At 58.4% G+C, this 22,693-nt stretch carries 23 protein-coding genes and 4 pseudogenes; 17 read left to right on the top strand and 10 right to left on the bottom strand.

Annotated elements, in window-relative coordinates; genetic code table 11:
• Positions 1–194 precede the first annotated feature (194 nt).
• Positions 195–1,197, top strand: a pseudogene (locus DTW90_RS35455) (IS30 family transposase).
• Between the two features lie 96 nt (positions 1,198–1,293).
• On the opposite strand, the gene DTW90_RS35450 reads toward DTW90_RS35455, so the two are convergent.
• Complete coding sequence (locus DTW90_RS35450; protein ID WP_149344701.1) at positions 1,294–1,614, bottom strand: low molecular weight protein tyrosine phosphatase family protein; 321 nt, start codon at positions 1,612–1,614, stop codon at positions 1,294–1,296.
• On the opposite strand from DTW90_RS35450, the gene DTW90_RS35445 reads away from it, so the two are divergent.
• The 3 genes from DTW90_RS35445 (at position 1,613) to DTW90_RS37470 (ending at position 3,414) form a co-directional block, all read left to right on the top strand.
• The gene (locus DTW90_RS35445; RefSeq protein ID WP_149344699.1) at positions 1,613–1,966 is read left to right on the top strand and encodes a hypothetical protein; all 354 of its coding nucleotides are present in this window, start codon (positions 1,613–1,615) and stop codon (positions 1,964–1,966) included. The two genes, DTW90_RS35450 and DTW90_RS35445, sit on opposite strands and share 2 nt — an antisense overlap.
• Before the next feature lie 244 nt (positions 1,967–2,210).
• Entirely contained in the window at positions 2,211–2,765 is a 555-nt protein-coding gene (locus DTW90_RS35440; RefSeq protein ID WP_149344697.1) for an RNA 2'-phosphotransferase, read from the top strand.
• Between the two features lie 340 nt (positions 2,766–3,105).
• Entirely contained in the window at positions 3,106–3,414 is a 309-nt protein-coding gene (locus DTW90_RS37470) for a BA14K family protein (RefSeq protein ID WP_188080174.1), read from the top strand.
• Between the two features lie 509 nt (positions 3,415–3,923).
• On the opposite strand, the gene DTW90_RS35430 is transcribed toward DTW90_RS37470, so the two are convergent.
• Together DTW90_RS35430 and DTW90_RS35425 are read right to left on the bottom strand one after the other, a co-directional pair.
• Entirely contained in the window at positions 3,924–5,303 is a 1,380-nt protein-coding gene (locus DTW90_RS35430; RefSeq protein ID WP_246665180.1) for an MFS transporter, read from the bottom strand.
• Positions 5,304–5,912: 609 nt separating this feature from the next.
• Positions 5,913–6,653 carry an SDR family oxidoreductase gene (locus DTW90_RS35425; protein WP_210251469.1) on the bottom strand — a complete coding sequence of 247 codons (741 nt, stop codon included), beginning with the start codon at positions 6,651–6,653 and terminating at the stop codon, positions 5,913–5,915.
• Between the two features lie 69 nt (positions 6,654–6,722).
• Between DTW90_RS35425 and DTW90_RS35420 the strand changes: the two genes are divergently transcribed.
• Positions 6,723–7,640, top strand: a complete 918-nt coding sequence (locus DTW90_RS35420) for an AraC family transcriptional regulator (RefSeq protein ID WP_210251467.1) — start codon at positions 6,723–6,725, stop codon at positions 7,638–7,640.
• 249 nt (positions 7,641–7,889) lie between these two features.
• Positions 7,890–8,417 (top strand): cytochrome P460 family protein, encoded by a 528-nt coding sequence (locus tag DTW90_RS35415; RefSeq protein WP_149344691.1) that lies wholly within the window; start codon positions 7,890–7,892, stop codon positions 8,415–8,417.
• Positions 8,418–8,517: 100 nt separating this feature from the next.
• On the opposite strand, the gene DTW90_RS35410 is transcribed toward DTW90_RS35415, so the two are convergent.
• Complete coding sequence (locus DTW90_RS35410) at positions 8,518–9,408, bottom strand: LysR family transcriptional regulator (RefSeq protein WP_149344690.1); 891 nt, start codon at positions 9,406–9,408, stop codon at positions 8,518–8,520.
• A 121-nt stretch (positions 9,409–9,529) separates the two neighbouring features.
• On the opposite strand from DTW90_RS35410, the gene DTW90_RS35405 reads away from it, so the two are divergent.
• From DTW90_RS35405 to DTW90_RS35395, 3 genes are all read left to right on the top strand, one after another.
• Positions 9,530–10,240, top strand: a complete 711-nt coding sequence (locus DTW90_RS35405) for an SDR family oxidoreductase (protein ID WP_149344688.1) — start codon at positions 9,530–9,532, stop codon at positions 10,238–10,240.
• A 5-nt stretch (positions 10,241–10,245) separates the two neighbouring features.
• Positions 10,246–10,632, top strand: a complete 387-nt coding sequence (locus DTW90_RS35400) for a glyoxalase (protein ID WP_149344686.1) — start codon at positions 10,246–10,248, stop codon at positions 10,630–10,632.
• A gap of 65 nt (positions 10,633–10,697) precedes the next feature.
• Entirely contained in the window at positions 10,698–11,489 is a 792-nt protein-coding gene (locus DTW90_RS35395) for an SDR family oxidoreductase (protein ID WP_149344684.1), read from the top strand.
• 55 nt (positions 11,490–11,544) lie between these two features.
• On the opposite strand, the gene DTW90_RS35390 is transcribed toward DTW90_RS35395, so the two are convergent.
• A complete protein-coding gene (locus DTW90_RS35390) occupies positions 11,545–12,492 on the bottom strand; it encodes a LysR family transcriptional regulator (RefSeq protein ID WP_149344682.1) in 948 nt (315 codons plus the stop codon).
• Between the two features lie 231 nt (positions 12,493–12,723).
• Here DTW90_RS35390 and DTW90_RS35385 point away from each other — a divergent pair, with 231 nt between their 5' ends.
• The 6 genes and pseudogenes from DTW90_RS35385 (at position 12,724) to DTW90_RS35360 (ending at position 17,250) form a co-directional block, all read left to right on the top strand.
• On the top strand, positions 12,724–13,458 hold the full coding sequence (locus DTW90_RS35385) for an SDR family oxidoreductase (protein ID WP_149344680.1): 735 nt from the start codon (positions 12,724–12,726) through the stop codon (positions 13,456–13,458).
• 65 nt (positions 13,459–13,523) lie between these two features.
• Entirely contained in the window at positions 13,524–14,123 is a 600-nt protein-coding gene (locus DTW90_RS35380; protein ID WP_149344678.1) for an NADPH-dependent F420 reductase, read from the top strand.
• An 82-nt stretch (positions 14,124–14,205) separates the two neighbouring features.
• Positions 14,206–14,377: pseudogene (locus DTW90_RS35375) on the top strand (DJ-1/PfpI family protein); the annotation flags it as partial.
• A gap of 271 nt (positions 14,378–14,648) precedes the next feature.
• Positions 14,649–15,188 carry an MOSC domain-containing protein gene (locus tag DTW90_RS35370; RefSeq protein WP_149344676.1) on the top strand — a complete coding sequence of 180 codons (540 nt, stop codon included), beginning with the start codon at positions 14,649–14,651 and terminating at the stop codon, positions 15,186–15,188.
• A gap of 263 nt (positions 15,189–15,451) precedes the next feature.
• On the top strand, positions 15,452–16,597 hold the full coding sequence (locus DTW90_RS35365) for a metallophosphoesterase (protein WP_149344674.1): 1,146 nt from the start codon (positions 15,452–15,454) through the stop codon (positions 16,595–16,597).
• Between the two features lie 218 nt (positions 16,598–16,815).
• Positions 16,816–17,250: a response regulator gene (locus tag DTW90_RS35360; protein ID WP_246665179.1), complete on the top strand. Its 435-nt coding sequence runs from the start codon at positions 16,816–16,818 to the stop codon at positions 17,248–17,250.
• A 431-nt stretch (positions 17,251–17,681) separates the two neighbouring features.
• On the opposite strand, the gene DTW90_RS35350 is transcribed toward DTW90_RS35360, so the two are convergent.
• On the bottom strand, positions 17,682–18,731 hold the full coding sequence (locus DTW90_RS35350) for an IS110 family transposase (RefSeq protein ID WP_246665178.1): 1,050 nt from the start codon (positions 18,729–18,731) through the stop codon (positions 17,682–17,684).
• A 31-nt stretch (positions 18,732–18,762) separates the two neighbouring features.
• Positions 18,763–20,166 (bottom strand): ATP-binding protein, encoded by a 1,404-nt coding sequence (locus DTW90_RS35345; RefSeq protein ID WP_149344673.1) that lies wholly within the window; start codon positions 20,164–20,166, stop codon positions 18,763–18,765.
• A 274-nt stretch (positions 20,167–20,440) separates the two neighbouring features.
• On the opposite strand from DTW90_RS35345, the pseudogene DTW90_RS35340 reads away from it, so the two are divergent.
• A pseudogene (locus DTW90_RS35340) lies at positions 20,441–20,923 on the top strand (SDR family NAD(P)-dependent oxidoreductase); the annotation flags it as partial.
• A gap of 172 nt (positions 20,924–21,095) precedes the next feature.
• Here the strand turns inward: DTW90_RS35340 and DTW90_RS37965 are convergent.
• A complete protein-coding gene (locus DTW90_RS37965; RefSeq protein WP_246665177.1) occupies positions 21,096–21,293 on the bottom strand; it encodes a hypothetical protein in 198 nt (65 codons plus the stop codon).
• Between the two features lie 356 nt (positions 21,294–21,649).
• Here DTW90_RS37965 and DTW90_RS35330 point away from each other — a divergent pair.
• Positions 21,650–22,092: pseudogene (locus tag DTW90_RS35330) on the top strand (DNA polymerase IV); the annotation flags it as partial.
• 65 nt (positions 22,093–22,157) lie between these two features.
• On the opposite strand, the gene DTW90_RS35325 reads toward DTW90_RS35330, so the two are convergent.
• Both DTW90_RS35325 and DTW90_RS35320 read right to left on the bottom strand, forming a co-directional pair.
• A complete protein-coding gene (locus DTW90_RS35325; protein WP_132528609.1) occupies positions 22,158–22,346 on the bottom strand; it encodes a hypothetical protein in 189 nt (62 codons plus the stop codon).
• Positions 22,347–22,399: 53 nt separating this feature from the next.
• Positions 22,400–22,606 carry a hypothetical protein gene (locus tag DTW90_RS35320; RefSeq protein WP_149344667.1) on the bottom strand — a complete coding sequence of 69 codons (207 nt, stop codon included), beginning with the start codon at positions 22,604–22,606 and terminating at the stop codon, positions 22,400–22,402.
• Between the last annotated feature and the right edge of the window lie 87 nt (positions 22,607–22,693).

Genomic DNA, 22,693 nt, shown 5'->3' with positions numbered 1-22,693 from the left:
GCGGCTCGCGCTTGCGCATCCATAACTATAGAATCTTGCATATTCAGTAACATTGGATAGTATGGCGTCGCGTTTCTAAATTGCTTACTTTGTCTCATCTTTAAATAGCTGTGACAACGAATGTAGCCGGGTACATTCTATTTCCAAGTGCGACATGCCAATGATTTCAATGGCTTCCCTTTGGAGATTTTGGCATGTCCCGATGCTATACGCAGCTTGCTCTCGCCGACCGACGACGCCTACAGCAGATGGTGGCGGCAAATGTTCCCGTCCACGAAATGGCCCGTCAGCTTGGCCGTCACCGCTCGACCATTTACCGCGAGATCAAGCGCAACACCTTTCATGATCGCGAATTACCGGACTATGACGGCTACTACAGCACGGTCGCGCACGATATCTCCAAGGAACGACGACGCCGGCTGAGAAAGCTGCGGCGGCACCCGAATTTACGCACGGAGATCATCACCCGGTTGGAGGCACGCTGGTCTCCTGGAGCAGATCGCTGGTCGCCTGTTGTTGGAGGGGCACGGCCTCGTCCGCGTCTGTAAAGAGACAATCTACCGGTTCATTTACAGCAAGGAAGATTACGGGCTTGGCCTCTATCAGTATCTACCGGAAGCGCGCCGCAAACGTCGTCCACTACGCTCCAGGAAGCCGCGCGACGGTGTGTTTCCGGCCTCGCATCGTATATCTCAACGTCCTGATTTTATTGGAGATAGATCGCAGTTCGGGCATTGGGAGGGCGACCTCCTCATCTTCGAACGTCCACTCGGCCATGCCAATGTGACATCTCTGGTGGAGCGCAAGAGCCGCTATACCGTTCTCATCAAGAATCCAAGCCGGCATTCTCGCCCAATCATGGACAAGATCATCAGAGCTTTTTCTCCTCTGCCAGCCTTTGCGCGTCAAAGCTTCACCTTTGATCGTGGTACCGAGTTTGCCGGATTCAGGGCTTTGGAAGAAGGAATCGGCGCGCGTAGCTGGTTCTGCGACCCGAGTGCACCGTGGCAAAAGGGAACTGTCGAAAACGCCAACAAGCGCATTCGCCGCTTCATGCCAGCAGTTACAGATCTGGCCGCCGTGTCACAACGCGACCTGATCCAACTCGCACGACATCTCAACGACCAACCCCGTAAATGCCTTGGCTACAAGACACCGGCCGAGGTGTTCATGGCGCATTTGCACGATCAGGCGTGATCCCCTACCCTGCAAAACAGGCCTGACGCACTTGGGTTAGCTCCTCCAAAAAAAGCAAAAACGTACTTATCCCGCGCTCAAGTAAATTCCCCTACCCTATAAGTGCCTCGGAACTGTTGCTTCAAGTATCCGTACGAGCGTCGGGTCCATGAATTCATAGTCGTCAGGGATGTCGAGGCAGATCAGCCGCTTGCCGATCAGAGACTTCTTATATTTTCGCAACACCTTGTTCCGGTGTGACTTCTCCATGACGAATATGATGTCGGCCCATGCGATCTGTTCGTCATCGAGCGGATTGCAGGCATCGTGATTGGTGCCCGCAGATGAAACTTCGATGTTCTCCCAGGTCGAGAACACCTCCTCGGCGGTAGGGCTGCGCAGTTTATTCTGACTGCAGACGAACAACACGCGTTTCATGTTGGTCCTCCCTGCGCGACCGCGCTCCGGGCGTGAATGGACACCCAGCCTTGGACAGGCGGCATCGATCCAGGCGCGAAAGTATCAGATTAAAACCCAATACTATGCCATTGAAAATAAGGCGTTAACACTTTTTTCTGCTTTCGATCTTCCTGCCAAATTCAATGGTGATCGCCTCCTCTTCCTCTCGGGCAGTCAAGGCGACGATCTGTTGCAACTCGTCGGGACCGACCACGTCGAACTGGCGAGGACTTCGATCGTCATATCTGCGATAGGCGGTCATCGCGGCTTCCAAAGCGTCGTCCGCTTCGATCAGCATTGCGTGCGTGGTGACTTTGAAGAATGGCATTGATATCCAATTCGATCGGTGAGAGTTTGGTATCTAATTACCATCAAACGAGTAAGCCCGGTAGCCTGGCAAATGCCCTTCGCGAGGATTATCCGAACAGATCGAGAGCTGCGATTGGCTGCGTTCAGCGCGATGAGAGGATTTTGAAAACCCACAAGCTTTTCGGCTGGGTGCAACGCCCAGTGACGAATACTCCGTTAGCAGCTATGACGTGGCCCACGGGAATACCGCATGGAACCAGACCACGATGTCCAAAGAAATCAGCAAGTTCTTAAGCCTCATTCTCCGCCATGAACCTGCGAAGTTCGGCGTCGAGCTCGACAGTGGCGGATGGACGCCGATCGACGTTCTAATTGCGCGGGTGAAAGTTGCCGGGCACCCGAACTTCGATCGCACGATGCTCGATGAAGTCGTCGCGACGAACAACAAGAAGAGGTTCACGATCTCGGACGACGGGCTCCGGATCCGGGCGGCACAGGGCCACTCAGTGGAGGTCGATCTCGGCTTGGCGCCGACGAAGCCCCCAGCCGTCCTCTATCACGGAACGGCCATCGCCAATATCGGGTCGATCAGGGACAAGGGCCTGCTTCCCGGAAAACGGCAGCATGTGCATCTGTCGTTCGATCAATACACAGCGATCAACGTCGGCGCGCGGTACGGAAAGCCCATCGTCCTTTCGGTCAATGCCGCCCGGATGTTTGAGGATGGCATACAGTTCTTCCGAACAGAAAATGGAGTCTGGCTTACCGGTAGGGTGCCCGTCGAATATTTGGGCTTCGATCAGGAACGAGAGGCGTCGTAGCCTCGGTCTGTGGCTCTTCAAGGCTATTAGCCGAATCCGGCCCGTCTATCGGCGACCCTAGCCAACGCAGAACTCATCTTCGCGGTTCATTCATCATGTCGCGAGGGGGCACGCGGCTATGAGCGAGGCACGGGGCCCGGAATCTGTCGCTCAGCTGCCGTGTGATCGGCGTCGTGAGAGAAGAGGACGGCTTCGCCGACCAGCCGTTCGTGACCAATACCCGCAAAATCCTCAGGCTGCCGAGGTTATGACTGGTTGCCGTTCGCTACCGAAGACAGCCAGAATGGAACCAAAGACCTCTGAATGCCGTTGCTTCGCCGAACAACAATTGGTGACGTCAATGTCCACGGTCGTGAAATTCGCTTCAATCGCTTTCCTGGGTTCTGTTCTATTCGCCTCGTCGCTCGCACCCGCCTACGCCTTGAGAATGCCCGGCGGATCCGAATCGCAGACGGAGCCTCAACAGACGGCTTCGGCATATGCAGGCGACGAGCACAAGACGGCCGATGCCGAGACGTCAACACTTTCACCGGCGGAGATCAGGCACATCCAATGGTGTGCCGCCCGTTACACCCTCGGCTACGACCCCGTCAGCGATACATACGCCGCTTCAGGCGGCGTGCGTCTCCAGTGCCGTTCGTCGCACTAGTTTGACCATCCCTCTCGTTGACAGCGCTCCTTGAACAAGGCGTGTCCCGCTAATGGGGTCGGCGCGTGGGGGCTATACCTTGGCAGATCCGCCATCTGCGGTCTTCAATCGAGGCGATGGCGCCCAGACCGCCGCCCGTCCAATCGCACTATTCAAACCCGACGCTGGTTTCTGAATTTCTGCGGCTGCATTCTTCTGTTCCTCGTTCACGTGTGCAGCAACTCCAAGTGACAAGCCCCTCGCGGTCTGCAGGCCTGGCAGCGGAAAGGAAATGATGCTTCATCATACCAAGATCGTCGGTGATTCCAGGTAGTCAAAGGGAGGGCGCGGCCGCCCCTGGTCGGCGCCGTTGTCGGCAGCCCGACGAGTGCCCCCGCCGATCAGGAGGAACCCGAATAGATCAGAACGATGTCGGCGAGAAAGAGAGAACGGCAATTCGTATCTCCTTTCGCCTTGAGCAAGGTGTTTGGTCCGACCACCAGCCTTGTCATCCGCCAGTTAAATCGCGGTCACCGCGTAAGCAGCCGACTCGCGCTTGCCACGCATCCCACCCCTGCAAAGACGGCTCCGAGCAGGAGGGCCAATGTCGGCCCGTGTTCACCAGCGATGCCGAAGCTGAAAGCGACAAGGGCAGCGCCAGTCGCTTGGCCGATCAGTCTGGCCGTTGCAATGACCCCGCTTGCGCCGCCGCTTCTTGTTCGCGGGGCACTAGACATAAGCGCTTTCTGATTTGGCGACTGGAAGAACCCGAAACCGGCGCCGCACACCACCATGCAAATCTCGATCACTCCCCAGCTCGCATCGGCTGGGGCGATCGACAGGAGGGCCATGCCAGCAGCCAGACACGCAAGACCAATCCCGCCAAGAATTCCCGAGGGATACCGATCGCAGAGGCGGCCAGCGATGGGTGCCATGATTGCAACGACAGCCGACCAAGGTGTCATCACGAACCCGGTTGTCGTTTCACTCATCCCCAGGGAATGTTCGAGATAAAATGGCAAGGAAACGAATGCCAGTCCCTGGGCAGCGAAGGCGCAGAACGCGGTCAGCGCGGATAGAGCGAACATTGGTCGCTTCAACAGATCGATAGGCAACATTGGCGCAGCACTATTGGCTTCATATCGCACGAGCACTGTGGTCACGATCAGGAAAATGGCCAGCGCCGGGACAGTTCGATAGGGCGACGCAGATTGCGCTGCTTCCCCCAGTCCAAAGATGAGGGCGGCAAAGGCTATCGCTGTGAGTATAGCTGCTGGGGCGTCGAATTTGTGCCCCGACGTGTCAGATTTTGGCAAGTTCGAAAAGGCGAAAGCCAACGCAAGCACGCCGATCGGCACGTTGATCGCAAACAGCCATGGCCACGGCCCAAAGGAGAGGACGACGGAGGCGAGCGTTGGACCAACCGCAAAACCGATGCCAACCACCAGGGCATTGAGACCCAATCCTCGCCCAAGGATCTTGCTCGGGTAGATCATGGCGATCAGCGCCGTGTTCACGCTCATGATGGCACTTGCGCCGATGCCTTGCAGGATCCTTGACGCCGTTAGTGTCTCGAGAGATCCGGAAAGGCTGCATGCCGCCGACGCGAAGGTGAAAAGAATCAATCCGAGCAGGTAGACGCGACGGTGGCCGGCAACGCTCCCGAGTGCTGCGAACGGAAGCAATGTGGCGACCGCGGCAAGCTGGTAGGCGTTGATGATCCACACCGAGGCGGCTGGCGTCGTATTCAGACCTGCCGCTATCGAAGGCAGCGCAGTATTCGCAATCGCCGTATCGAGAACGGCCAACGCGATCGAGAACATAAGCGCGGCCATCGCCAGACGGTCTCGTCGCGACAGACTGATGTCAGAGATCTGGGGCTTGGTGGCGGCTGCATTTGTTTCGGACACAATCAGAGCTCAATCACCAGTCGCTGAAGAGAATTCAATCATCTGGCGCGGTGTATTCGGGTGGGAGATTAGGCGACCCATGACATGAGGTTGGTTTGAATGCCAGTCCGCCCTCATCACGTTCTTGTTAGCAAGGAGGCGGGTCGGACGCTGCTCGCTGTTGGTGACAAAGCGCTGTCCAAACGCATGTTCAGGCAGTGCTCGGAAGGAAATCATCGAGAAGTGTGGATCGGATCGGAAGGCGGCTGACAAGGCCGCGCGGCGGGGCGCTGCTTGACGCGCAATCCGATGTTCCTGTGACCACATTGAAGGCCGCCAGCTGTCAATGGCGGCCTTCTTCTTGTTCGACCGTTTCTCGCTTGGCAGTTGTCGAGCCTAAACTTCCTGCACCTGCCAGCATTGAGCAACAAATACTCCCACATTTCCACGAAGAGGAACTCCGATAGTCTCGAAGATCCGGCGCCCACCAATGCCGCCAAATGCGCAGGCCAAGCCGAGTAATACCATCCTCACGATCTCTTCGACCTCTGTTCAAACAAACCTCGAAGGTCCAGAGGTGGTGAGGGATCGGTTCTGATTTGCCAGCCCCTCCGCGTTGGCAATCTATGGTCAGTCCTGTGCGGTCGGGCGGACCACGATGCTTCCAATTTCGACATCGTCGGGCTGCTCGATCGCGAAAGCAATCGCTCTTGCAATCGCATCCGGCGAAATCGCGAGTTCTTCCTTTCGCTTTCTAATTGCAGCTCGGATCTCGGGATCCTTGATCGCGGAGTCTGCAAAGGTGGTGTCGACGAAACCGGGCGACACTTCCGTGACGCGAAGATTGCGGCCGGACTCCTGCCGCAGCGCTTCGGTAGCGGTACGCAGCGCATTTTTGGTCGCCGCATAGACACCCATCGTCGGGACGATCTTGATGCCGGCGGTCGAGATGACGTTGACAACATGGCCTCGGCCCTGGCGACCGAATACCGGAAGTGCTGCGGCAATCCCGTAAAGCGCGCCCTTCAGGTTGACGTCGATCATGGCGTCCCAGTCGTTGACCTGAAGGGCGTCGAAGCGCGAAATCGGCCCGATGCCCGCATTGTTGACTATGACATCGAGCCGACCGAAACGCGTGCAAGCTAGATCGACCAGAGCATCCAGGTCGGCACGCCTAGTGACGTCGGTCGCACGCCAGATGGCTTGACCGCCCGCCGTCTCGATGTCCGCCGCCAAGGCGGCGATCTCTGCTTCACTGCGAGCCCCGAGGACGACATATGCGCCGCGCTTGGCGAGATGGAGTGCGGTCGCGTGGCCGATGCCGCGCCCGGCGCCGGTGACTACAACAATCTTGTTTTCTATGGCCACAATGGGCTCCATGTTTTAGTTGGGAAATCTAGCCTATGCGGCATGGACAGGATGATCTATGCTCGATCGGCCATGTCTTTGTCGCGATCCGCCGAAACAAACTCCGATCCGTTTTCTCAAGTTCTTGTTGCGCTCGGCGCGCGCGGCGTCCGCGGAACCGCCCTCGAAGCCGCGGGGGACTGGGCACTTTCTTTCGATGGACGGGCGCGGCTAAAGTTTGTTGCAGTCACTCGGGGGCGATGCTGGCTCCTGCTGCCGAACCGCCCGCCGGACGAAATCACAGAAGGCGACGTCGTTCTCATCAACAATACGCATTACACCGTCGCAAGCAGTCCGGAGATTGACCCGGCAGACGGCATGCTTCTCTACGCCGCGCCAGGACAGGATATCGTGCGCCTTGGCGCGGCGGACGAGACAGCAATGATCGGCGGTGGAAGCGGGTTTGCCGATGGCAGCGCCTCCTTCGTGCTGGACGCCCTACCGACCTTCCTGCGCGTCGACCGAACCTCGCCGACCGCGGAGATTGTTGCAAGCACCCTCAAGTCCTTGAGAAATGAAGTCAGCGGCACGAATCTGGGTAGTTCGCTGGTCGCCGAGCATTTGGCAGAAGTCCTTATCGTCGTCGCGGTCCGCGCCTTTGTTGCCACCGGTCCCGCCACGAACATCGGCTGGATAACCGCACTCTCCGACCCGAAAGTCGGTCCGGCGCTCAGATTGTTGCACGGCGATGTCGCGCGACGGTGGACGGTTCCGATGTTCTCATCGGAGGTCGGAATGTCGCGCTCGGCCTTCACCCAGAGATTCGTCGATCGCGTGGGCCGTCCGCCGCTCGACTACCTGACCCGCTGGCGCATGGTTCTTGCGCAAAGGAAGCTGGACATGGGCCAGTCCGTCGCGATGACAGCGGCGGATGTCGGCTACAGTTCGCAAAGCGCGTTCTGCCATGCCTTCAAACGGACCTTCGGCCGCACGCCGCGCTCGGACGCATGACCATCCCGGACGACCGCGATGGTTTGGAAGCAATCGCAGCGTTTCATTAGGGCTTAGTTTTTCGATGGGGTACTATGCCACGATGCTTCGCACTTCCTCGCGTCTGGCCCGCAATCAAACGAATCCAGAATATCGTCTGCGGTCAGATCAGCACGTTAAACGGCAACTTCATGGGCAGTAGGTGAACCCCAAACGCGGATGTAAGTGGAGCGGAGATGATCGATATGGTTTTCTTACAAGGAGACTGAAATGCGAAAGTACATTGCCAAGCGGGCGCTGCCGTTAGGTGTTGCCGCGATCTGTCTACCTTTCGTCGTTGCTGTCGTCGCCGCTACTGACAATGCCTCGCCGATTTACGGCGTCAGTCTTCCAGAAGGATATCGTGATTGGCGGGTGATCACGGTCGCCCACGAAGCGGGAAAGAACAATGACATTCGAGCGATCCTCGGAAACGACATTGCCGTGAAGGCATTCCGCGAGGGGTCGCGGCCCCTCCCCGATGGATCGGTGATTGCCCGCCTGGCGTATGTCTACAAGTCGTCTCCCGAAAACGACGCCGTGTTTCCGGCGCCGCAGTCCTTCGTGGCGGGCGACCCGACGAATGTGCAGATCAGCGTGAAGGATTCGAAGAAGTACGCCGACACTGGTGGGTGGGGATATGGCCAGTTCGAGAACGGCATCGCCAACCAGAGCGAGCCGCTCATAAAATCCTGTTTTGCGTGCCACACAAAACTCGACCGCTCGAAGGACTTCGTGTTTAGCCATTACTCTCCGTGAGTATCGGCCGCCTGGCTTCCGGGCTCTTGGCGCACCAAATGCACATCGGCGGCATGAATTTCGAGACTACGGATGCGACCCGGCCTCTCCCAGGTACCCGTCACAGTTCCGGCGACGCCTTCCTTAGCCGCGCGGCGAGGAAGTCCACGCAAAGGCGAACTTTTGCCGCCGCCAGCCGACTGTGAGGAAAAACCGCGTGTATCGGTGCAGCGGGCAGCCTGTGCGCCGGAAGTACGACTTCCAGCCTTCCGGCAGCGACGTCGTCCTGAACGTCCCAGATGGACTTCAGGATGAGGCCCGCTCCCTGCAACGCCCAGCGGTGGCCAAGCTCGCCGTTGTTGGTGCTGAGGTTGCCGCGAACGTTGACGGAGCGGCCATCCGCAAACACCCAATGCGTGTTCGGAGGGTCGCCGAAAGATACGACGTCGTGCTGCAGAAGGTCCTCGAGCGAACTGGGCCGGCCGCGGATGTCGAGGTAGGCGGGCGCCGCGCAGATAACCCGCCTGTTGGGTGCAAGCTGCCGCGCGACGAGGCTGGAGTCGGCAAGCGCACCGAACCGGATCGCCAGATCGTACCCGGCGTCGACGATGTTCGTGACGCCGTCGTCCGTGTCGAGACGCACATGCAGACCGGGATGAGCGCGCTGAAACTCGCCTAGCAGCGGCGCAAGCCACCGCATCCCGAAAGCGAAGGTGGCGGTCACTTTCAGTGTGCCGCTGGCGGTATCCCGACCGCTCGTGACCTCCGTCTCGGCGTCCTCGATTTCAGCAAGGATGCGGACGCAGCGCTCGTGGAAGCGCGTGCCCTCCTCGGTCAAGGTCAGTGACCTCGTCGTGCGGTTCATCAAACGGACGCCCAACCGCTCCTCGAGCCGCGAAAGCTTGCGACTGACAACAGTCAGGGAGAAGTTGAGTTCGCGTGCGGCACTGGAAAGACTTCCCGCGTCCGCCACCCTTACGAAAACAAGCATGTCCAGAAAATTGTCGCTCATATTCTTGCTGATATCGCAAGAGACACTCGTCGACAACAGCCATTCTTGCGAGTGTTGTCATGCCTTATGTTCTGGGACATCGAATTCAACACGACGGTTCGCCGTCAAACAGGAGACCAAAATGACATCCTTGACCAATCAGCGCGTCCTGGTCGTCGGCGGCAGTTCCGGGATCGGTTATGCAGTCGCAAAGCAGGCTCTTGAGGCCGGCGCAAAGGTGACGATCGCCTCCCGTTCCGAACAGAAGCTCGCTGAAGCTGCGTCGTCTCTCGGCGACGTCGAAACGGCGGTCCTCGACACCGGCGACGAAAGCGCAGTCGATTCTTTCTTTGCCGGGCACGATGCCTGGGATCACGTCGTGATCTCTGCCGCACAGACGCCCAGCGGACCGGTTCGCAAGCTCTCTCTCGACGATGCAAGGCGGGCGATGGAGAGCAAGTTCTGGGGCGCCTACCGGGTCGCCAGGGCGGCCCGCTTTACCGAGAGAGGTTCCCTTACCTTCATCTCCGGCTTCCTGAGCGAACGTCCGTCCGGTTCATCAGTCCTTCAGGGCGCGATCAATGCCGCTCTCGAATCCTTGGGCCGCGGTCTGGCATTGGAACTCTCGCCCGTCAGGGTCAATGCGGTTTCCCCGGGCCTCATTGACACTCCGCTCTGGGCGAAGATGGAGGATGCCAGCCGAAATGCCATGTTCGAGCGCGTTGCTGCCAACTTGCCGGCCAAGACTATTGGTCAGCCTTCGGATATCGCCAACGCAGTGCTCTTCCTCATGACCACGCCCTTCGCCACCGGTTCGACTGTCCGGGTCGACGGCGGCGGGGTGATCGGGTGAATGCCATGAACCTCGATCACGTGACGTTGCGGACCGCCGATCTGGAAGGTACCAGACAGTTCCTCCAAGACCTGCTCGGTTTGATGGTTGGGTACCGTCCCTCATTCGGCTTTCCGGGCTACTGGCTCTATGAAGGTGACCAACCGATCGTCCATCTCATCCCCGGCGGCGGTGCGCCGGTCGGACGCAGCGTCGAGGTTATCGATCATATCGGCTTCCGGCTGGACGGTTACGACGAATTCCGGGCTCGCCTCGACAAAAACGAAACCCCTTATTCGACGATGGATCTGCCCGATCTAGGCGAGCGGCGCCTATTTGTCAGGACGCCCGGCCAGATCTTGATTGAACTCGTGTTCCGCGAAGCGTCGGAGCAGGCAGCCGCCCAGCGGTGATGGACCGCAGCGACCGATTACCAATCTTCGTAATTTTTGTAATCCAAACCCCACAGGAGCAGACAATGCAAATCGACCTCACAGGCAAGACCGCACTCGTTACTGGATCCACCGAAGGCATCGGCTACGCGATCGTCCGCCAGCTCGCTAGAGCGGGTGCGGACGTTGTCGTCAACGGCCGATCCGACGAGAAGACCGGCAAGGCAACCGAACGCCTGAAAGGCGAAGGAGCAAAAGGCACCGTAACCGCCGTAGCAGCCGATCTCGCGACCGCTGAAGGATGTGACACTCTTGTCGCCAAAGTTCCCCACGTGGACATCCTCATCAACAACGCGGGCATCTTTCAGCCGCTCGATTTCTTCGACGCCAACGATGAAGTGTGGGACCGCCACTGGCAGGTGAACGTCATGTCCGCCGTCAGGCTTTCGCGCGCCTACCTTCCCGGCATGCAGAAACGCGACTGGGGCCGAGTCATCTTCATCGCGTCGGAATCCGGCTTCAACATCCCGGTCGAGATGATCCACTATGGCGTCAGCAAGACCGCCGACATCGCCGTTGCCCGCGGCCTTGCGAAGCGCATGGCAGGAACCGGCGTCACCGTGAACTCCGTTCTCCCAGGCCCCACGCTATCCGAAGGCGTCGAAGCGATGCTCGCCGACGAGCGCGCGAAGACGGGAAAGCCAATCGAGGAGGTCGCGGCGGACTTCGTAAAGAAACACCGCAGCAGTTCGCTCATACAACGGGCCGCCAGCGTCGAGGAAATCGCCAATCTCGTCACCTACCTCGCCTCGCCTCTTGCGTCCGCAACGACCGGCGCGTCGATGCGGGTGGACGGAGGCTTGATCGACACGCTCTGAGTTGATCTCTCGCCTTTAGTCGCTGACCCGGCGGCGTCATTCGATCACTGGAAGGCTACCTTTCAAGAACGGTGACGTCGCCATCATTGCTGCCGCCGGGTTCGGTGCTGAACCTTTCATGGCCATGCCCCGTGAGAAGCGGGGCATGGCTGGCGAGCCTGCGGGATAGGAACTCCGTGAAGACACGCACCCGCTTCGTCTTGCGCGTCTCCCCTTGGGTGAGAAGAAAGAGCGTTCCGTATATGTGCAGGTCAGTGCCTGGCACCCTCGTCAGCAGCGGGTCGGCATCTCCAACGAAACAAGGTAGCGTCGTTATCCCCAGTCCCTGTCGGACGGCGACGATCTGAGCCTCGGCGTCCGTGACCCTGAACGGCACCTCGGTGGTGCGAACCTCTCCCTCACTTGCCCAGTCCGGAACCCCATGACAGCTGATCACAATCCAACGGACGGGATCAGATGCGCCTCCACGCCGCGCAGATAGTCGGTCTCGGGAAATGTAGACGCCTCCGAACACCTCAGGTCCTTTCAAACCGTGAAGATTGAGCGGCAGCGTCTTGCGGTCGTAGACCACGCGTATCGCGACGTCTGCCTCTCGGTTGGTCAGATTGACTAGCTCGCCGGACGACAGAACGTCCATCTCGATATCGGGATGCAGCCGTGCGAATTCGGCGAAGTCCGACATCAGCAGGTGCGTTGCGAGGGTCGGGGCCAAGGTCACCCGCAGAAGGCCGCGCACGCTCTGGTCGCGACCGAGGAGGCGCGTCTCCAACTCATGCGACGACGCTTCCATCTGGTTGGCAAGCTCAAGGACCTCCTCACCCGCGGACGTCAGGCGATAGCCCGAAGGCAGCTTTTCAAACATCTGCGCGCCCAAGCGCTCCTCGAGCTGCGCGACGCGTCGCAGCACGGTGGAATGGTAAACCCCAAGGCCCTCGGCGGCGGCCCGCACTGATCCTTCGCGCGCCACGGCAAGAAAGTAACGAATGTCATCCCAGTCGATCATGGTGCAATACGGCACCGCCCGGTGCGCCTTTCAAATCTCGTGCCTCACCTATCATACGGCAAAGCGTGCGGCCGTCATAGCATCCGACGGCAAACATACTGATCGTCATTGCCGACGTCAGTGGCGCTTCCGGACTTATTATGCACCACCGATGTGCGTGCTTGCACACTCATCGGCAGGGATCGGTCGACCTATGTTGAGGTCTCCGAAACTCAATCAAGTGTGAATGACATGACCAGACTCAATGGAAAGACCGCGGTAATCACCGGCGGGGCGACCGGCATCGGCCGTGCAGCGGCAAAACGCTTTATCGATGAAGGCGCCTTCGTTTTCATCTTCGGCCGGCGGCAGGAAGTCCTCGACGCCGCCGTTGCCGAACTTGGCCCCAATGTCCGTGCGGTGAAGGGCTCGGTTTCCGACGAGGCTGACCTCGACCGGCTCTACGCAGCGGTGAAGGCCGAGCGCGGTTCGCTCGACGTCGTCTTCGCCAATGCCGGAGCGGGAAGCCAGCTTGCACTCGGCAAGATCACCGCCGCGCACATTGACGAAACCTTCGACATCAATGTGAAGGGTACGATCTTCACGGTCCAGAAAGCATTACCGCTGATGCGCAAAGGCGGTTCGATCATCCTGACCGGGTCGAGCGCCGGCACCACGGGGGCTCCTGGAATGACGGCCTACAGCGCCAGCAAGGCGGCCGTGCGCAATCTCGCTCGCACCTGGGCGGAAGACCTGAAGGGCACCGGCATTCGGGTGAACGTGCTGTCGCCAGGGGCGACGGCAACCGAACTTGCGAAGGAAGCGCTCGGCGAGGAAGGCCAGAAGGTCTTCGCTTCGATGACCCCGCTCCAGCGAATGGCCGATCCGGCGGAAATTGGAGCGGTCGCCGTCTTTCTTGCGTCGGACGACAGCAGCTTCATGACTGCCAGCGAAGTCGCCGTCGACGGCGGCCTGGCCCAACTCTGAGGCCTACCGGCCAGGCGCTCCATCCTAGTTCCGAGCGCCGTCAGGCAAACTTAAGGAGAACTATGATGACCTATGCAATTATCGGCTTCGGCAATATCGGCCAGGCTTTGGCCAAGGCGTTCGCCCGGAGCGGCATAGAGGTATCCGTCGCAACGACCCGCGACCCGGAAAGCTTCGCATCGGATGTAGCCGCGATCGGACCCACGATCATTCCCAAGACGGTGGCGGACGCGGTCAAGGCGGACGTCATCTTCCTGGCCGTTCGATTCGAAGCGCATCCGGACGTCGCGAAGGCACTGCCCGACTGGCATCGAAAAACAATCGTCGACGTGACCAATGCGTATGGCGTGCCGCCGCAGGAACTGGGAGACCAGCCTTCCTCAAAGACGGTCGCGCAGGCTTTCACTGGTGCCAGACTGGTCAAGGGGTTTAACCATCTGGGCGCGGCGGCTCTCGCCAAGCATTCCGCCGCCTATGGCGGGAGGAGAGTCGTGTTCCTCGCGAGCGACGATGACGGCGCCGCGGAGCAGATCGGCGCGCTTGCGGAAAAGCTCGGCTTCGCGCCGGTCAAGCTTGGCGGATTGTCGGAAGGTGGACTGCTGGTGCAGGCGCGCGGCAAGAGCTGGGGTCGACTGATCTTCCAGGACCTGGTCAAGTTCGACTGATGAACCTCGATCACAAATTGCGAGGCGATCCCGGCTCGTGGGCGAGTTTGTGTCCGACTGGATCGGGCACAAACCGATGGAGACCATCTCAACCGACATCCGCAACACCGGCAGAAACTGGGTCGACAAGGAGGTGGTTACCGACAGGGGGCTCGTGACCAGCCGCAACCCGAAGGACCTTCCGGCTTTTCTGCGCCAAGATCGCCGAGGAGTTCGTCGAAGGTCGGCACCAGGAACGGGCCCGGAGCGCCTGAGCAATACAATTGGGCGTAGATTCCAATCCGAGGCCATTCATTTGGAAACAAACAAAAAAGGCCGGGGCGAAATCGCACCGACCTTCCTCACCGTCGCTTTACACCCCTGCCAGTACATCCGTGGTCAAAAGCAAGAAGCGACGCCAGCACTGCGAGCAACAGTTTATTCCAGCGCTCACCAGCAATGCCGACGACAATGATATAGGGAGCCATTGTGTTATAAACAAGTCGAAAGCACCCCGCCCTGCCACCGACCGTCCTGGGGAAGTCAATGCCATCTGTCGTTTCCGTCGCCCGTCGATCGTCCCATGAGTTTTCTAAGACCGTCGTTGACAGCATCTCCATCGTCGAAGGGCTGGGTGTCGATGGAGACGCCCATGCCGGCGTCACGGTAAAACATCGCTCCCGCGTCGCCCGCGATCCGACCCAACCGAACTTGAGACAGGTCCACCTCATACATTCCGAGCTGTTCGAGGAGCTGACAGCAAAGGGGTTCTTTGTGAAGGCGGGAGATTTGGGCGAGAACGTCCTCACCTCCGGCGTCGCGCTTCTCGATCTTCCGACGGACACAGTTCTGAGGATCGGACAGCAGGTGCGCCTCAAGATTACAGGTCTGCGCAATCCTTGCAGCCAGATCGACAGGTTCCAAAAAGGACTGATGTCCGCCGTGCTAGACCGCGACGAAGAAGGCAATTTGATCAGGAAAGCCGGTGTGATGTCCGTTGTTCTTGAAGGTGGCGAAATACATCCTGGCGATAGGATCGATGTCGTGTTTCCCGAGACGCCGCACCGAAAGCTAGAGGCAGTGTGACGCGATGATCCGAGGGGGACAGGCCTTCTTAATCGCCGCAGCCCTCATGGCTCTCCTGTCGACGCAGGCGACAGCCTCGGGCCTCTTATCCGGCTCTCGTCGCTGCTGTGTCTCGCTCCGGTCAGAAAAACACAGTACGCCATCGATCTGACGAAGGACTTGCGCGGCTGAGTGCGGATCGCCATCTTGCTTCTGCGCCGGCAAGGCCACCGCGTCGACGCGCCCGCCATCTCGCCGTTGCGCGATCATCCTAGGCCTATTGCATGTTCTATTTGATCCTCGGACTTCCCTGGCTGGTTGTCGTGACCCGCTTCCTCGCCGTTCTTCCTTGGCTCCTTTCAGTCAAGATCCTGATCGCGAGCCTCCTTCTCGTCGCGTCCCAGCATCTCGTGATCAACAGAATATCTTCAGGCTCGGTCTTCGCGCCGGAATATCCGCGCCCGCTCATCATCCTGTTCAACCTGCTGTTCGGTACGACCGTCCTTCTCGCGATCTTCCAGATCGCTCTTGATGTCTTCTCGCTTGTTGTCATGCTGGGCGTCGGACGCTTTCCGACCATCCCACCGGAGGTACGGTATGCGATTGGAACGGCGGCGCTCGCCATCTCGGCGTCGGGCGTCATCCAGGCTATTCGAGTACCTCCAGTAAAGAACGTCGAGATCGATATTTCTGGCTTACCCACCGAGTTCGATGGATATCGCCTGCTGCAGCTCACGGACCTTCACCTCAGCCGGCTGTTTCCCGCGGGGTGGGCGCGAGCGGTCGTCGTAAGGTCGAACGCGCTCGAGGTCGATCTCATCGCCATTACCGGGGACTTCATCGACGGCGGCTTGGAGAACCGTCGCGAAGACGTCGCCCCGCTTGCCGAACTGCGGGCGCGAGATGGCGTATATGCGATCCCCGGTAATCATGAATATTTCTTCGACTACGATGCCTGGATGAAACACGACGCTGGCCTGGGAATTGGCATGCTGACGAATGCACATGCGGTTATCGAGCGCGGCGGTGCACAGATTGTCATCGCCGGAGTGACCGATCACGCAGCGGTTAGGAGCAAATTTCCCGCACCTGATATCGCCAAGGCCTTGAAGGGAGCTCCGGACGGAGCCCCTGTCATACTCCTCGATCATCAGCCACGGATGGCACGGCAGCGAGCCAAGTCCGGGATCGCACTTCAGCTTTCGGGCCACACCCATGGAGGCATGGTCATCGGCCTCGATCGTCTGGTTGCGCGTGCAAACGATGGCTTCGTTTCCGGTTGGTACGACGTCGATGGCATGCGGCTTTACGTCAACAACGGAACCGCGTTGTGGCCCGGCTTTGCAATTCGTTTGGGCAGGCCTTCGGAACTCACGGTCTTCACGTTGCGGGTAAAACATGAAGCCGTCCGGAATTTTCGAAGGCCGTGATGGATGCAGCATCCTGGGCCGTCCTAACGTCATCCAGAATTTGCATCCGATACCATCGTACAATGGAGTTTCACGCAAATCGACGCACGGTGGGCATCTGTAAAACGAACGTGGTGTCATGTCGTCAGCAACGTACTGTGATATGATTTCTTAGGTTGGACGAGCTGGCCCCTTCTTAGGAGAGGAGCGCATCTACCGGATGATCTCGACTGTAACTGGTGCAGACGCGGACGACTGTCTTCGTGGTCGACGACGACTTGTCTGTCAGGGAAGCGCTTGAACTCGTGATCCGATCTGCTGGCTGGCGGCCGATCCTGTTCGAGTCCGCACAGTCCTTCCTCGCTGCGCCCGTCCTGACATCCCCCTGTTGTCTCCTCCTCGACGTCAACATGCCCGGAGTGAACGGCCTTGACCTGCAGGGCATGATCACAACGAGCAGAAGTCGGATGCCGATCATATTCGTCTCGGGCTTCGGAGATATCCCGATGACCGTCAGGGGTCTGAAGGGTGGCGCTTTGGACTTTCTCACGAAGCCGATCGATACGATGGCACTTCTGGATGCCGTCAGTTCAGCCGTCGCTTCTTCGTCATTTAGTTCGCCGCGATCGAACTGTGTCAGTCACAACTGGATGAGGTTGGCCGAGACGCCATAAGTGCGCTGGGCATCACTTCGTCCGATGACGCCATTTTGTATGTCCTGGCAAAGCTGCAGCTTGGATGGCGTTGAGTGCCGTCGATAGGCTCCTCGGGACTTCATGAGCCTTCTCCGATTGGGGCCTACAGAGCGTATCAGTTTTTCCGTGTCCCGTGGTCCAGCCCGAGGGGTTCATATGTGGACGCCTCCTTGGCAAGAGTGTAATTGACACCATTCTGAGCTCGGTCGGTTGCAGTCATATGTCCGGCCTTTCGATGCAGCATGTTAAGCTGCTGGCCCTGATGAACCTCCGCAGATTGGATCCCTAATCACTCCAGCGCGCTCTATGTCGCTGAACCCCTCGGGCTTACCAAGCCCCGGTTCTGACCGGTTCTCATCAAGTGTCTTTCGTCCTCACCAACGCGTTATCGTGTTAAAGCCCATGCCTATTCAAGCGGGGATAACACGGTAAACCTCCCTTCTCGTCATGATCGCCCAAGCTATGCGCGCCATTTTATTGGCGAGCGCGACCGCCACGACCTTCGCGGGCTTTTTCTCCATGAGCTTGCGGATCCATGCTGTCTTGGCGGAACCCTCCTCGCGGGCGAAGCGAATGACTGCTGTCGCTCCGACGACGAGTAATGTTCGAAGATATCCGTCGCCCATTTTGGTGATACCTCCAAGACGCTGCTTGCCGCCCGAGGAATTCTCTCGTGGCGTCAGGCCGAGCCAGGCGGCAAATTCACGGCCTGACTTGAAGGCCGTCGGATCTGCAACCGTCGCAGCCATCGCGGTTGAGGTCATGACACCAAATCCAGGAATTGTTTCCAATCGACGGCTGGTCTCATTGCCACGGTGTCCGCGCACAATGTCGACTTCTAGTTCTCTGATGCGCTTACCCAGCTCGACGAGGCTTAATGCCATGGGCTCGAGCGCTCTTCGGGCGAGATCGGGAACATCATTCCCCTCATTTTGGGGCGCACTGAGTGCTGCCAGCAAAGTACGAATGCCTTTCGGCATGGCGATGCCTAATTCGGCAAGATGCGCACGGATTGCATTAGCGAGCATAGTTCGCTGCCGGACCAGAAGTGCCCGGCAGCGATGCAGCATTAAAACCGATTGTTGCGCTGCTGTCTTCACGGCGACAAACCGCATATTTGGCCGCATCACCGCCTCGCCGATAGCTTCGGCATCCGCCATGTCATTTTTGTTCCGCTTCACATACGGCTTCACATGGGCGGGCGGCATCAGACGAACGGTGTGCCCAAAGCGTCCAATCTCGCGCGCCCAATGATGCGCCGTTGCGCAGGCTTCAATGCCGACAATGCAAGGGGTTAGCTTCCCGAAGAAGTTGATAACCTCGGAGCGGCGTAGGCTGCGCCGAACCAAAACGTTACCTTTGGGAGATTCGTTGATCGTAACATCGTCTTCATTTTGTCGCAGATAGGCTTTCTCAAAATCCCTTTGTCGCCTATTCAGGAGTTGCGTCAGGCGACGCATTAGGAGTGGCGATGCGCCCACGTTGTCGCCTCTACAGGCGCGGCTTTACCAGTGTTTCGGGGGTTATCAGATGCAGCCGGTCGTCTTCTTTCGCCAAACTCTCTACATCGCTTGAAAAACCGCTTCTGCTGAAAAACAGGTAGTGCTTGCCCGTCACTCCTTCCCCGTAAGTCGTTCTCTCGGATCGCTCCCGCAACAATCGGACGTGGCCAAGGTCGATCACGCGCGATCGCCATTTGCATTCGCCATAGAAAAATGCACCATCCAATAATCGCCCCGCGACATCGATGTCGAAATCGGCGTGACCCCAGATTTGGCCAACCTCCTGCGTCGGCACCGCAAGGACCTCCTGCAGATGAAGCCTTGCAAATTGAAGGGCGATCGGTTCGAATGCAATTCCCATATATTCGGCGAACCGAGGCTCCACGACGCGGTCGTAAACATCCTCACCAAACCCGCTGCTGATCGCGCTCAGGTTTGGTCGCACGAAGCGATGCCAGAAGGACATCAGGCTGTCTGCAACGCGATAGCGGCGATTTCGGCCCTTTTCGTCGGCATCCAGCGATTTCGAATTATCGATCAAATCAAGCGCGAGTAGTTTTGCCAGGTACGGTCCAATACCGTCTGCTTTGACACCCAGTCGGTTTGCGATCTCCGACTTGGTGTTGCAGCCGTCAGATACAGCCGCAACGACGCTTGAGTAAAAGGACGGTTCTCTGAGTTCAGTCTGAAGCAGCGTGTTCGGTTCGTCGATCAGCGTGCCTGTCTCCGTGAGCAAGAGTTTGATGACGTTGTTGCGGAGCGGTTCCTGAGCGTCGCAAAGCTGAAGATAATAGGGAACGCCGCCGAAAATCGCATAGGTTCTGATAATGTCGTCGGCCATATACTCCGGGAAAAACTTGGCGACATCGACAAGGGGCAAGGCCTTCATATCGAGCGACATGGTTTTTCGCCCGTAAAGCGGGTTCTGTTCCGCCAACAGGTCTTCCATTTGAGAAATGGCAGAGCCGCAAAGGATCAGTTTCATCGCCCCATCACCAAGCGCGCCGGAATCCCAAAACTTCTGCACGATCGATGGCAGCGCTGGCTCGTTATCAAGCAGATAGGGAAATTCGTCGATCGTGACGATCAATCCCGGATGCTCGACGGCACGCTCGGCAACATAGTGCAGTACACCCTCCCAGCTTGACAGGGCTTCGAGCTGTGGCTTTGATCCGATTGCCTTTCCGACATCGGATTTGAACTGCTCCAGGTTCAAAAGTGATGAGACGCGGGTCGCCTGAAAATAGATTTCCGGGCGATTCTTGGCGGCCTCCCGAAGGAACCGCGATTTGCCGATCCGCCGTCGGCCAAATACGATGATGAGGGAAGGTCGTTGTAAGTCCAATTCGGTCCGCACCAGCTTGAGTTCGCGCTCGCGCCCTAGAAACTGCATATGTCCTCCTTTTGGTAACGGTAATTACCTTAATCGTGATTACCTTAATCGTGATTATCTAGTGGCGATTCCTTCTGTCAAGTCCAGCGCGTTACGGGTTCTCGATGGCCTTCTCCAGATTGCCGATTTTTTCCGCAGGCTAAGGATCATCAATCGACGGTATAAGCCTATTCGAAGGCGACACGCGGGAACATCGGCGTCACCATCAAGCTCGTCTGAAACAAGACAATGATGGCCGCCGCCGTAGGCACACCGAAACCAAGGAGTTTGTGCAATGACTTCTGCAAATGGGACAGCGTTGATCACAGGTGCGTCCTCCGGTCTCGGGGCGCTCTACGCCGACAGGCTCGCACGACGGGGGTTCGATCTCGTCCTGGTGGCCAGGGGGAAGGAAGCCCTGGCCACTGTCGCCCAGTCCATCACGGAAACGACCGGCCGCGCGGTCACGACGGTTCAAGCGGACTTGGGTAACACCGAGGACCTCCGTCGCGTTGAGGCTATACTCAAGAACGACGCTACGATCACCATGCTTGTCAACAATGCGGGCGTCGGCTCCGTCGAGCCGTTACTGAGGGCCAACGTCGACAACATGGAGCACATGATCGAAATCAACGTCATCGCGTTGACCCGCCTGGTCTATGCCGCGGTCCCGGCTTTTGTTGACCGCCAGCGCGGTACGATCATCAACCTAGCGTCGGCGCTGGCTTTGGCTTCGGGGATGTTCAATGGCGTTTACGGAGCTTCGAAAGCATTTGTCGCCTACGGGCCGCAATGTGAATGATGCTCGCGTCCGCAGCCGCACGTCAAGCACGCTGCGGACGGTGCCCTCCCAGAGAATGCAATAGCCTTCAAGAAACTAAACTCGCGGCGCGGCTTTTCGGCTCGCGCCACTCATCGATCATTCCATGACGGCCTTTGCTCCTCATTGATCAGGAGCATACGTCCGGCCTGACTGGATTACCGAGGCGGTTGTAGTCGTGGCTCCATTGCGATTGGCATTGATTGTAGAGATAGTTTTCATCGTCGCCGGAGGATAAAGGTCCATCGTCGCGGAACCGGCCGGAAAAGTGGTCTCGGCTGGCAAACCCGCCGCTGCGGCTTACCTCTCCGCCCATCTGGCTGCTCATGGCAGATCCTCCTCGATGCCCGCCTCCCTCGTGGCCTCCACCGTGACCGCCTTGGGCCAATGCGGGTGTTATCGTTGCGATAGAAGTGACTGCAAGCGACAGAGTAATCAGACTCGTTGCGGCGATCTTACGAAGCATGGACATGGTAGTTTTCCTTGAAAGTGACTGTGTGTAGCCACCCTATGTATCTGTGCATCAATTCGGGCATCCGCCTGCCACATTGCACCGCTTCTGTTCACTTTTGTTCACGTCTGATCGCGGCAAATATATCGCCAGTGATCCCGCCGCGATCCGAGGGCTCCTGTCGCATTACGCTGTCATCGCTTGGCGCCCGCCTAGCGCGCCAACAGCCGANCGAGAAGATGCAACGATTGGGGATCGAGACCGGAGCCGATCTCAGAGAGAAATCGCTGGACTTTCTCCAGCAGAACTTTGGCAAATCCGGCCCCTATTTCTATGGCATCGCTCGCGGCATCGACAACCGTCAGGTAAAGTCGGACCGGATTCGCAAATCGATCGGAGCCGAAGACACTTTCCGTAAAGACATTCACCTGCTCGGTGAAGCAGTAGAGGGCGCACGATCACGGTGAAGATCAAATACGCCGATTTCCGGCAGGTCACCCGCAGCAGATCGATCAGTTCACCACTCGCTTCCGAGGAGGAACTCATGGATATCTGTCAAAATATCCTGACGGCCGAATTCCCTATAGAGAAAGGCGTGCGGCTGCTTGGTGTCACCCTTTCCTCGCTGGAGAAGGCCAACTCTGCGACACAAGAGCAGTTCGATCCGGGACTTTGAGACGAACGCAGGATCGCGCCTGGACCCCTTTAGTCGACCGAAGGATGATGGTTATCCCCATCGTCTCAGTGCATAAAGAACACGAGCACGTTGACAAGCGACATCCCTCCGATCGGGGCAACGAAAAGCAGAAACAGTTCGAGACCTATAGCCCAGATCAGCAATTTCTGCTGTCTCCAGCTCAATTGCGGGTGTGGCTTCTCCGGTTCCCGTGAGGGCTTCCGGCCATAGGAACCACCGAGATCGCGATACATCACCACCTCCATCGACCTGGCTGGTTGGCTATTCATACACTCGCTGATGTTTGTCAGGCGGGGTCGTGTTCGGGCGACCTGTCCTTGTCCCGTTCACACTTGGTGCTTTCGGCGGCGCCGTGTTCGCCCAGAAGCTTTTCCCGGTCGCGTTCGATCTCTTTTTCGGAGGCGTCTGCCGTAGCGCGGCTGTTAGAAATACCTCGCCTAGCGATGGTGGCACCCAGCGGTCGGTCGTTGAGACCATTGGTGATCTTTGACATGGCAATCTCCTCTCTGAAAGAAGAACGCGATGGAGACCTTTTTGTGCCGGCGACCTAGGGGTGCCCTTCGAACATCGTTCTCAGCGG

This window comes from Neorhizobium sp. P12A (assembly GCF_008365395.1).
GTDB lineage: Bacteria > Pseudomonadota > Alphaproteobacteria > Rhizobiales > Rhizobiaceae > Rhizobium.
Note: the sequence above shows the minus strand (reverse complement) of the source record. Positions and strands in the feature narration are given on the sequence as shown.

What these genes read in the sequence shown, in the direction of transcription:
- DTW90_RS35445 (WP_149344699.1), top strand. Translation starts at nt 1,613, where the DNA reads ATGTTGGTCCTCCCTGCGCGACCGCGCTCCGGGCGTGAATGGACACCC.
- DTW90_RS35450 (WP_149344701.1), bottom strand. Translation starts at nt 1,614, where the DNA reads ATGAAACGCGTGTTGTTCGTCTGCAGTCAGAATAAACTGCGCAGCCCT.
- DTW90_RS35440 (WP_149344697.1), top strand. Translation starts at nt 2,211, where the DNA reads ATGTCCAAAGAAATCAGCAAGTTCTTAAGCCTCATTCTCCGCCATGAA.
- DTW90_RS37470 (WP_188080174.1), top strand. Translation starts at nt 3,106, where the DNA reads ATGTCCACGGTCGTGAAATTCGCTTCAATCGCTTTCCTGGGTTCTGTT.
- DTW90_RS35420 (WP_210251467.1), top strand. Translation starts at nt 6,723, where the DNA reads ATGTCTTTGTCGCGATCCGCCGAAACAAACTCCGATCCGTTTTCTCAA.
- DTW90_RS35415 (WP_149344691.1), top strand. Translation starts at nt 7,890, where the DNA reads ATGCGAAAGTACATTGCCAAGCGGGCGCTGCCGTTAGGTGTTGCCGCG.
- DTW90_RS35410 (WP_149344690.1), bottom strand. Translation starts at nt 9,408, where the DNA reads ATGAGCGACAATTTTCTGGACATGCTTGTTTTCGTAAGGGTGGCGGAC.
- DTW90_RS35405 (WP_149344688.1), top strand. Translation starts at nt 9,530, where the DNA reads ATGACATCCTTGACCAATCAGCGCGTCCTGGTCGTCGGCGGCAGTTCC.
- DTW90_RS35400 (WP_149344686.1), top strand. Translation starts at nt 10,246, where the DNA reads ATGAACCTCGATCACGTGACGTTGCGGACCGCCGATCTGGAAGGTACC.
- DTW90_RS35395 (WP_149344684.1), top strand. Translation starts at nt 10,698, where the DNA reads ATGCAAATCGACCTCACAGGCAAGACCGCACTCGTTACTGGATCCACC.
- DTW90_RS35390 (WP_149344682.1), bottom strand. Translation starts at nt 12,492, where the DNA reads ATGATCGACTGGGATGACATTCGTTACTTTCTTGCCGTGGCGCGCGAA.
- DTW90_RS35385 (WP_149344680.1), top strand. Translation starts at nt 12,724, where the DNA reads ATGACCAGACTCAATGGAAAGACCGCGGTAATCACCGGCGGGGCGACC.
- DTW90_RS35380 (WP_149344678.1), top strand. Translation starts at nt 13,524, where the DNA reads ATGACCTATGCAATTATCGGCTTCGGCAATATCGGCCAGGCTTTGGCC.
- DTW90_RS35370 (WP_149344676.1), top strand. Translation starts at nt 14,649, where the DNA reads ATGCCATCTGTCGTTTCCGTCGCCCGTCGATCGTCCCATGAGTTTTCT.
- DTW90_RS35365 (WP_149344674.1), top strand. Translation starts at nt 15,452, where the DNA reads ATGTTCTATTTGATCCTCGGACTTCCCTGGCTGGTTGTCGTGACCCGC.
- DTW90_RS35350 (WP_246665178.1), bottom strand. Translation starts at nt 18,731, where the DNA reads ATGCGTCGCCTGACGCAACTCCTGAATAGGCGACAAAGGGATTTTGAG.
- DTW90_RS35345 (WP_149344673.1), bottom strand. Translation starts at nt 20,166, where the DNA reads ATGCAGTTTCTAGGGCGCGAGCGCGAACTCAAGCTGGTGCGGACCGAA.
- DTW90_RS37965 (WP_246665177.1), bottom strand. Translation starts at nt 21,293, where the DNA reads ATGAGCAGCCAGATGGGCGGAGAGGTAAGCCGCAGCGGCGGGTTTGCC.
- DTW90_RS35325 (WP_132528609.1), bottom strand. Translation starts at nt 22,346, where the DNA reads ATGTATCGCGATCTCGGTGGTTCCTATGGCCGGAAGCCCTCACGGGAA.
- DTW90_RS35320 (WP_149344667.1), bottom strand. Translation starts at nt 22,606, where the DNA reads ATGTCAAAGATCACCAATGGTCTCAACGACCGACCGCTGGGTGCCACC.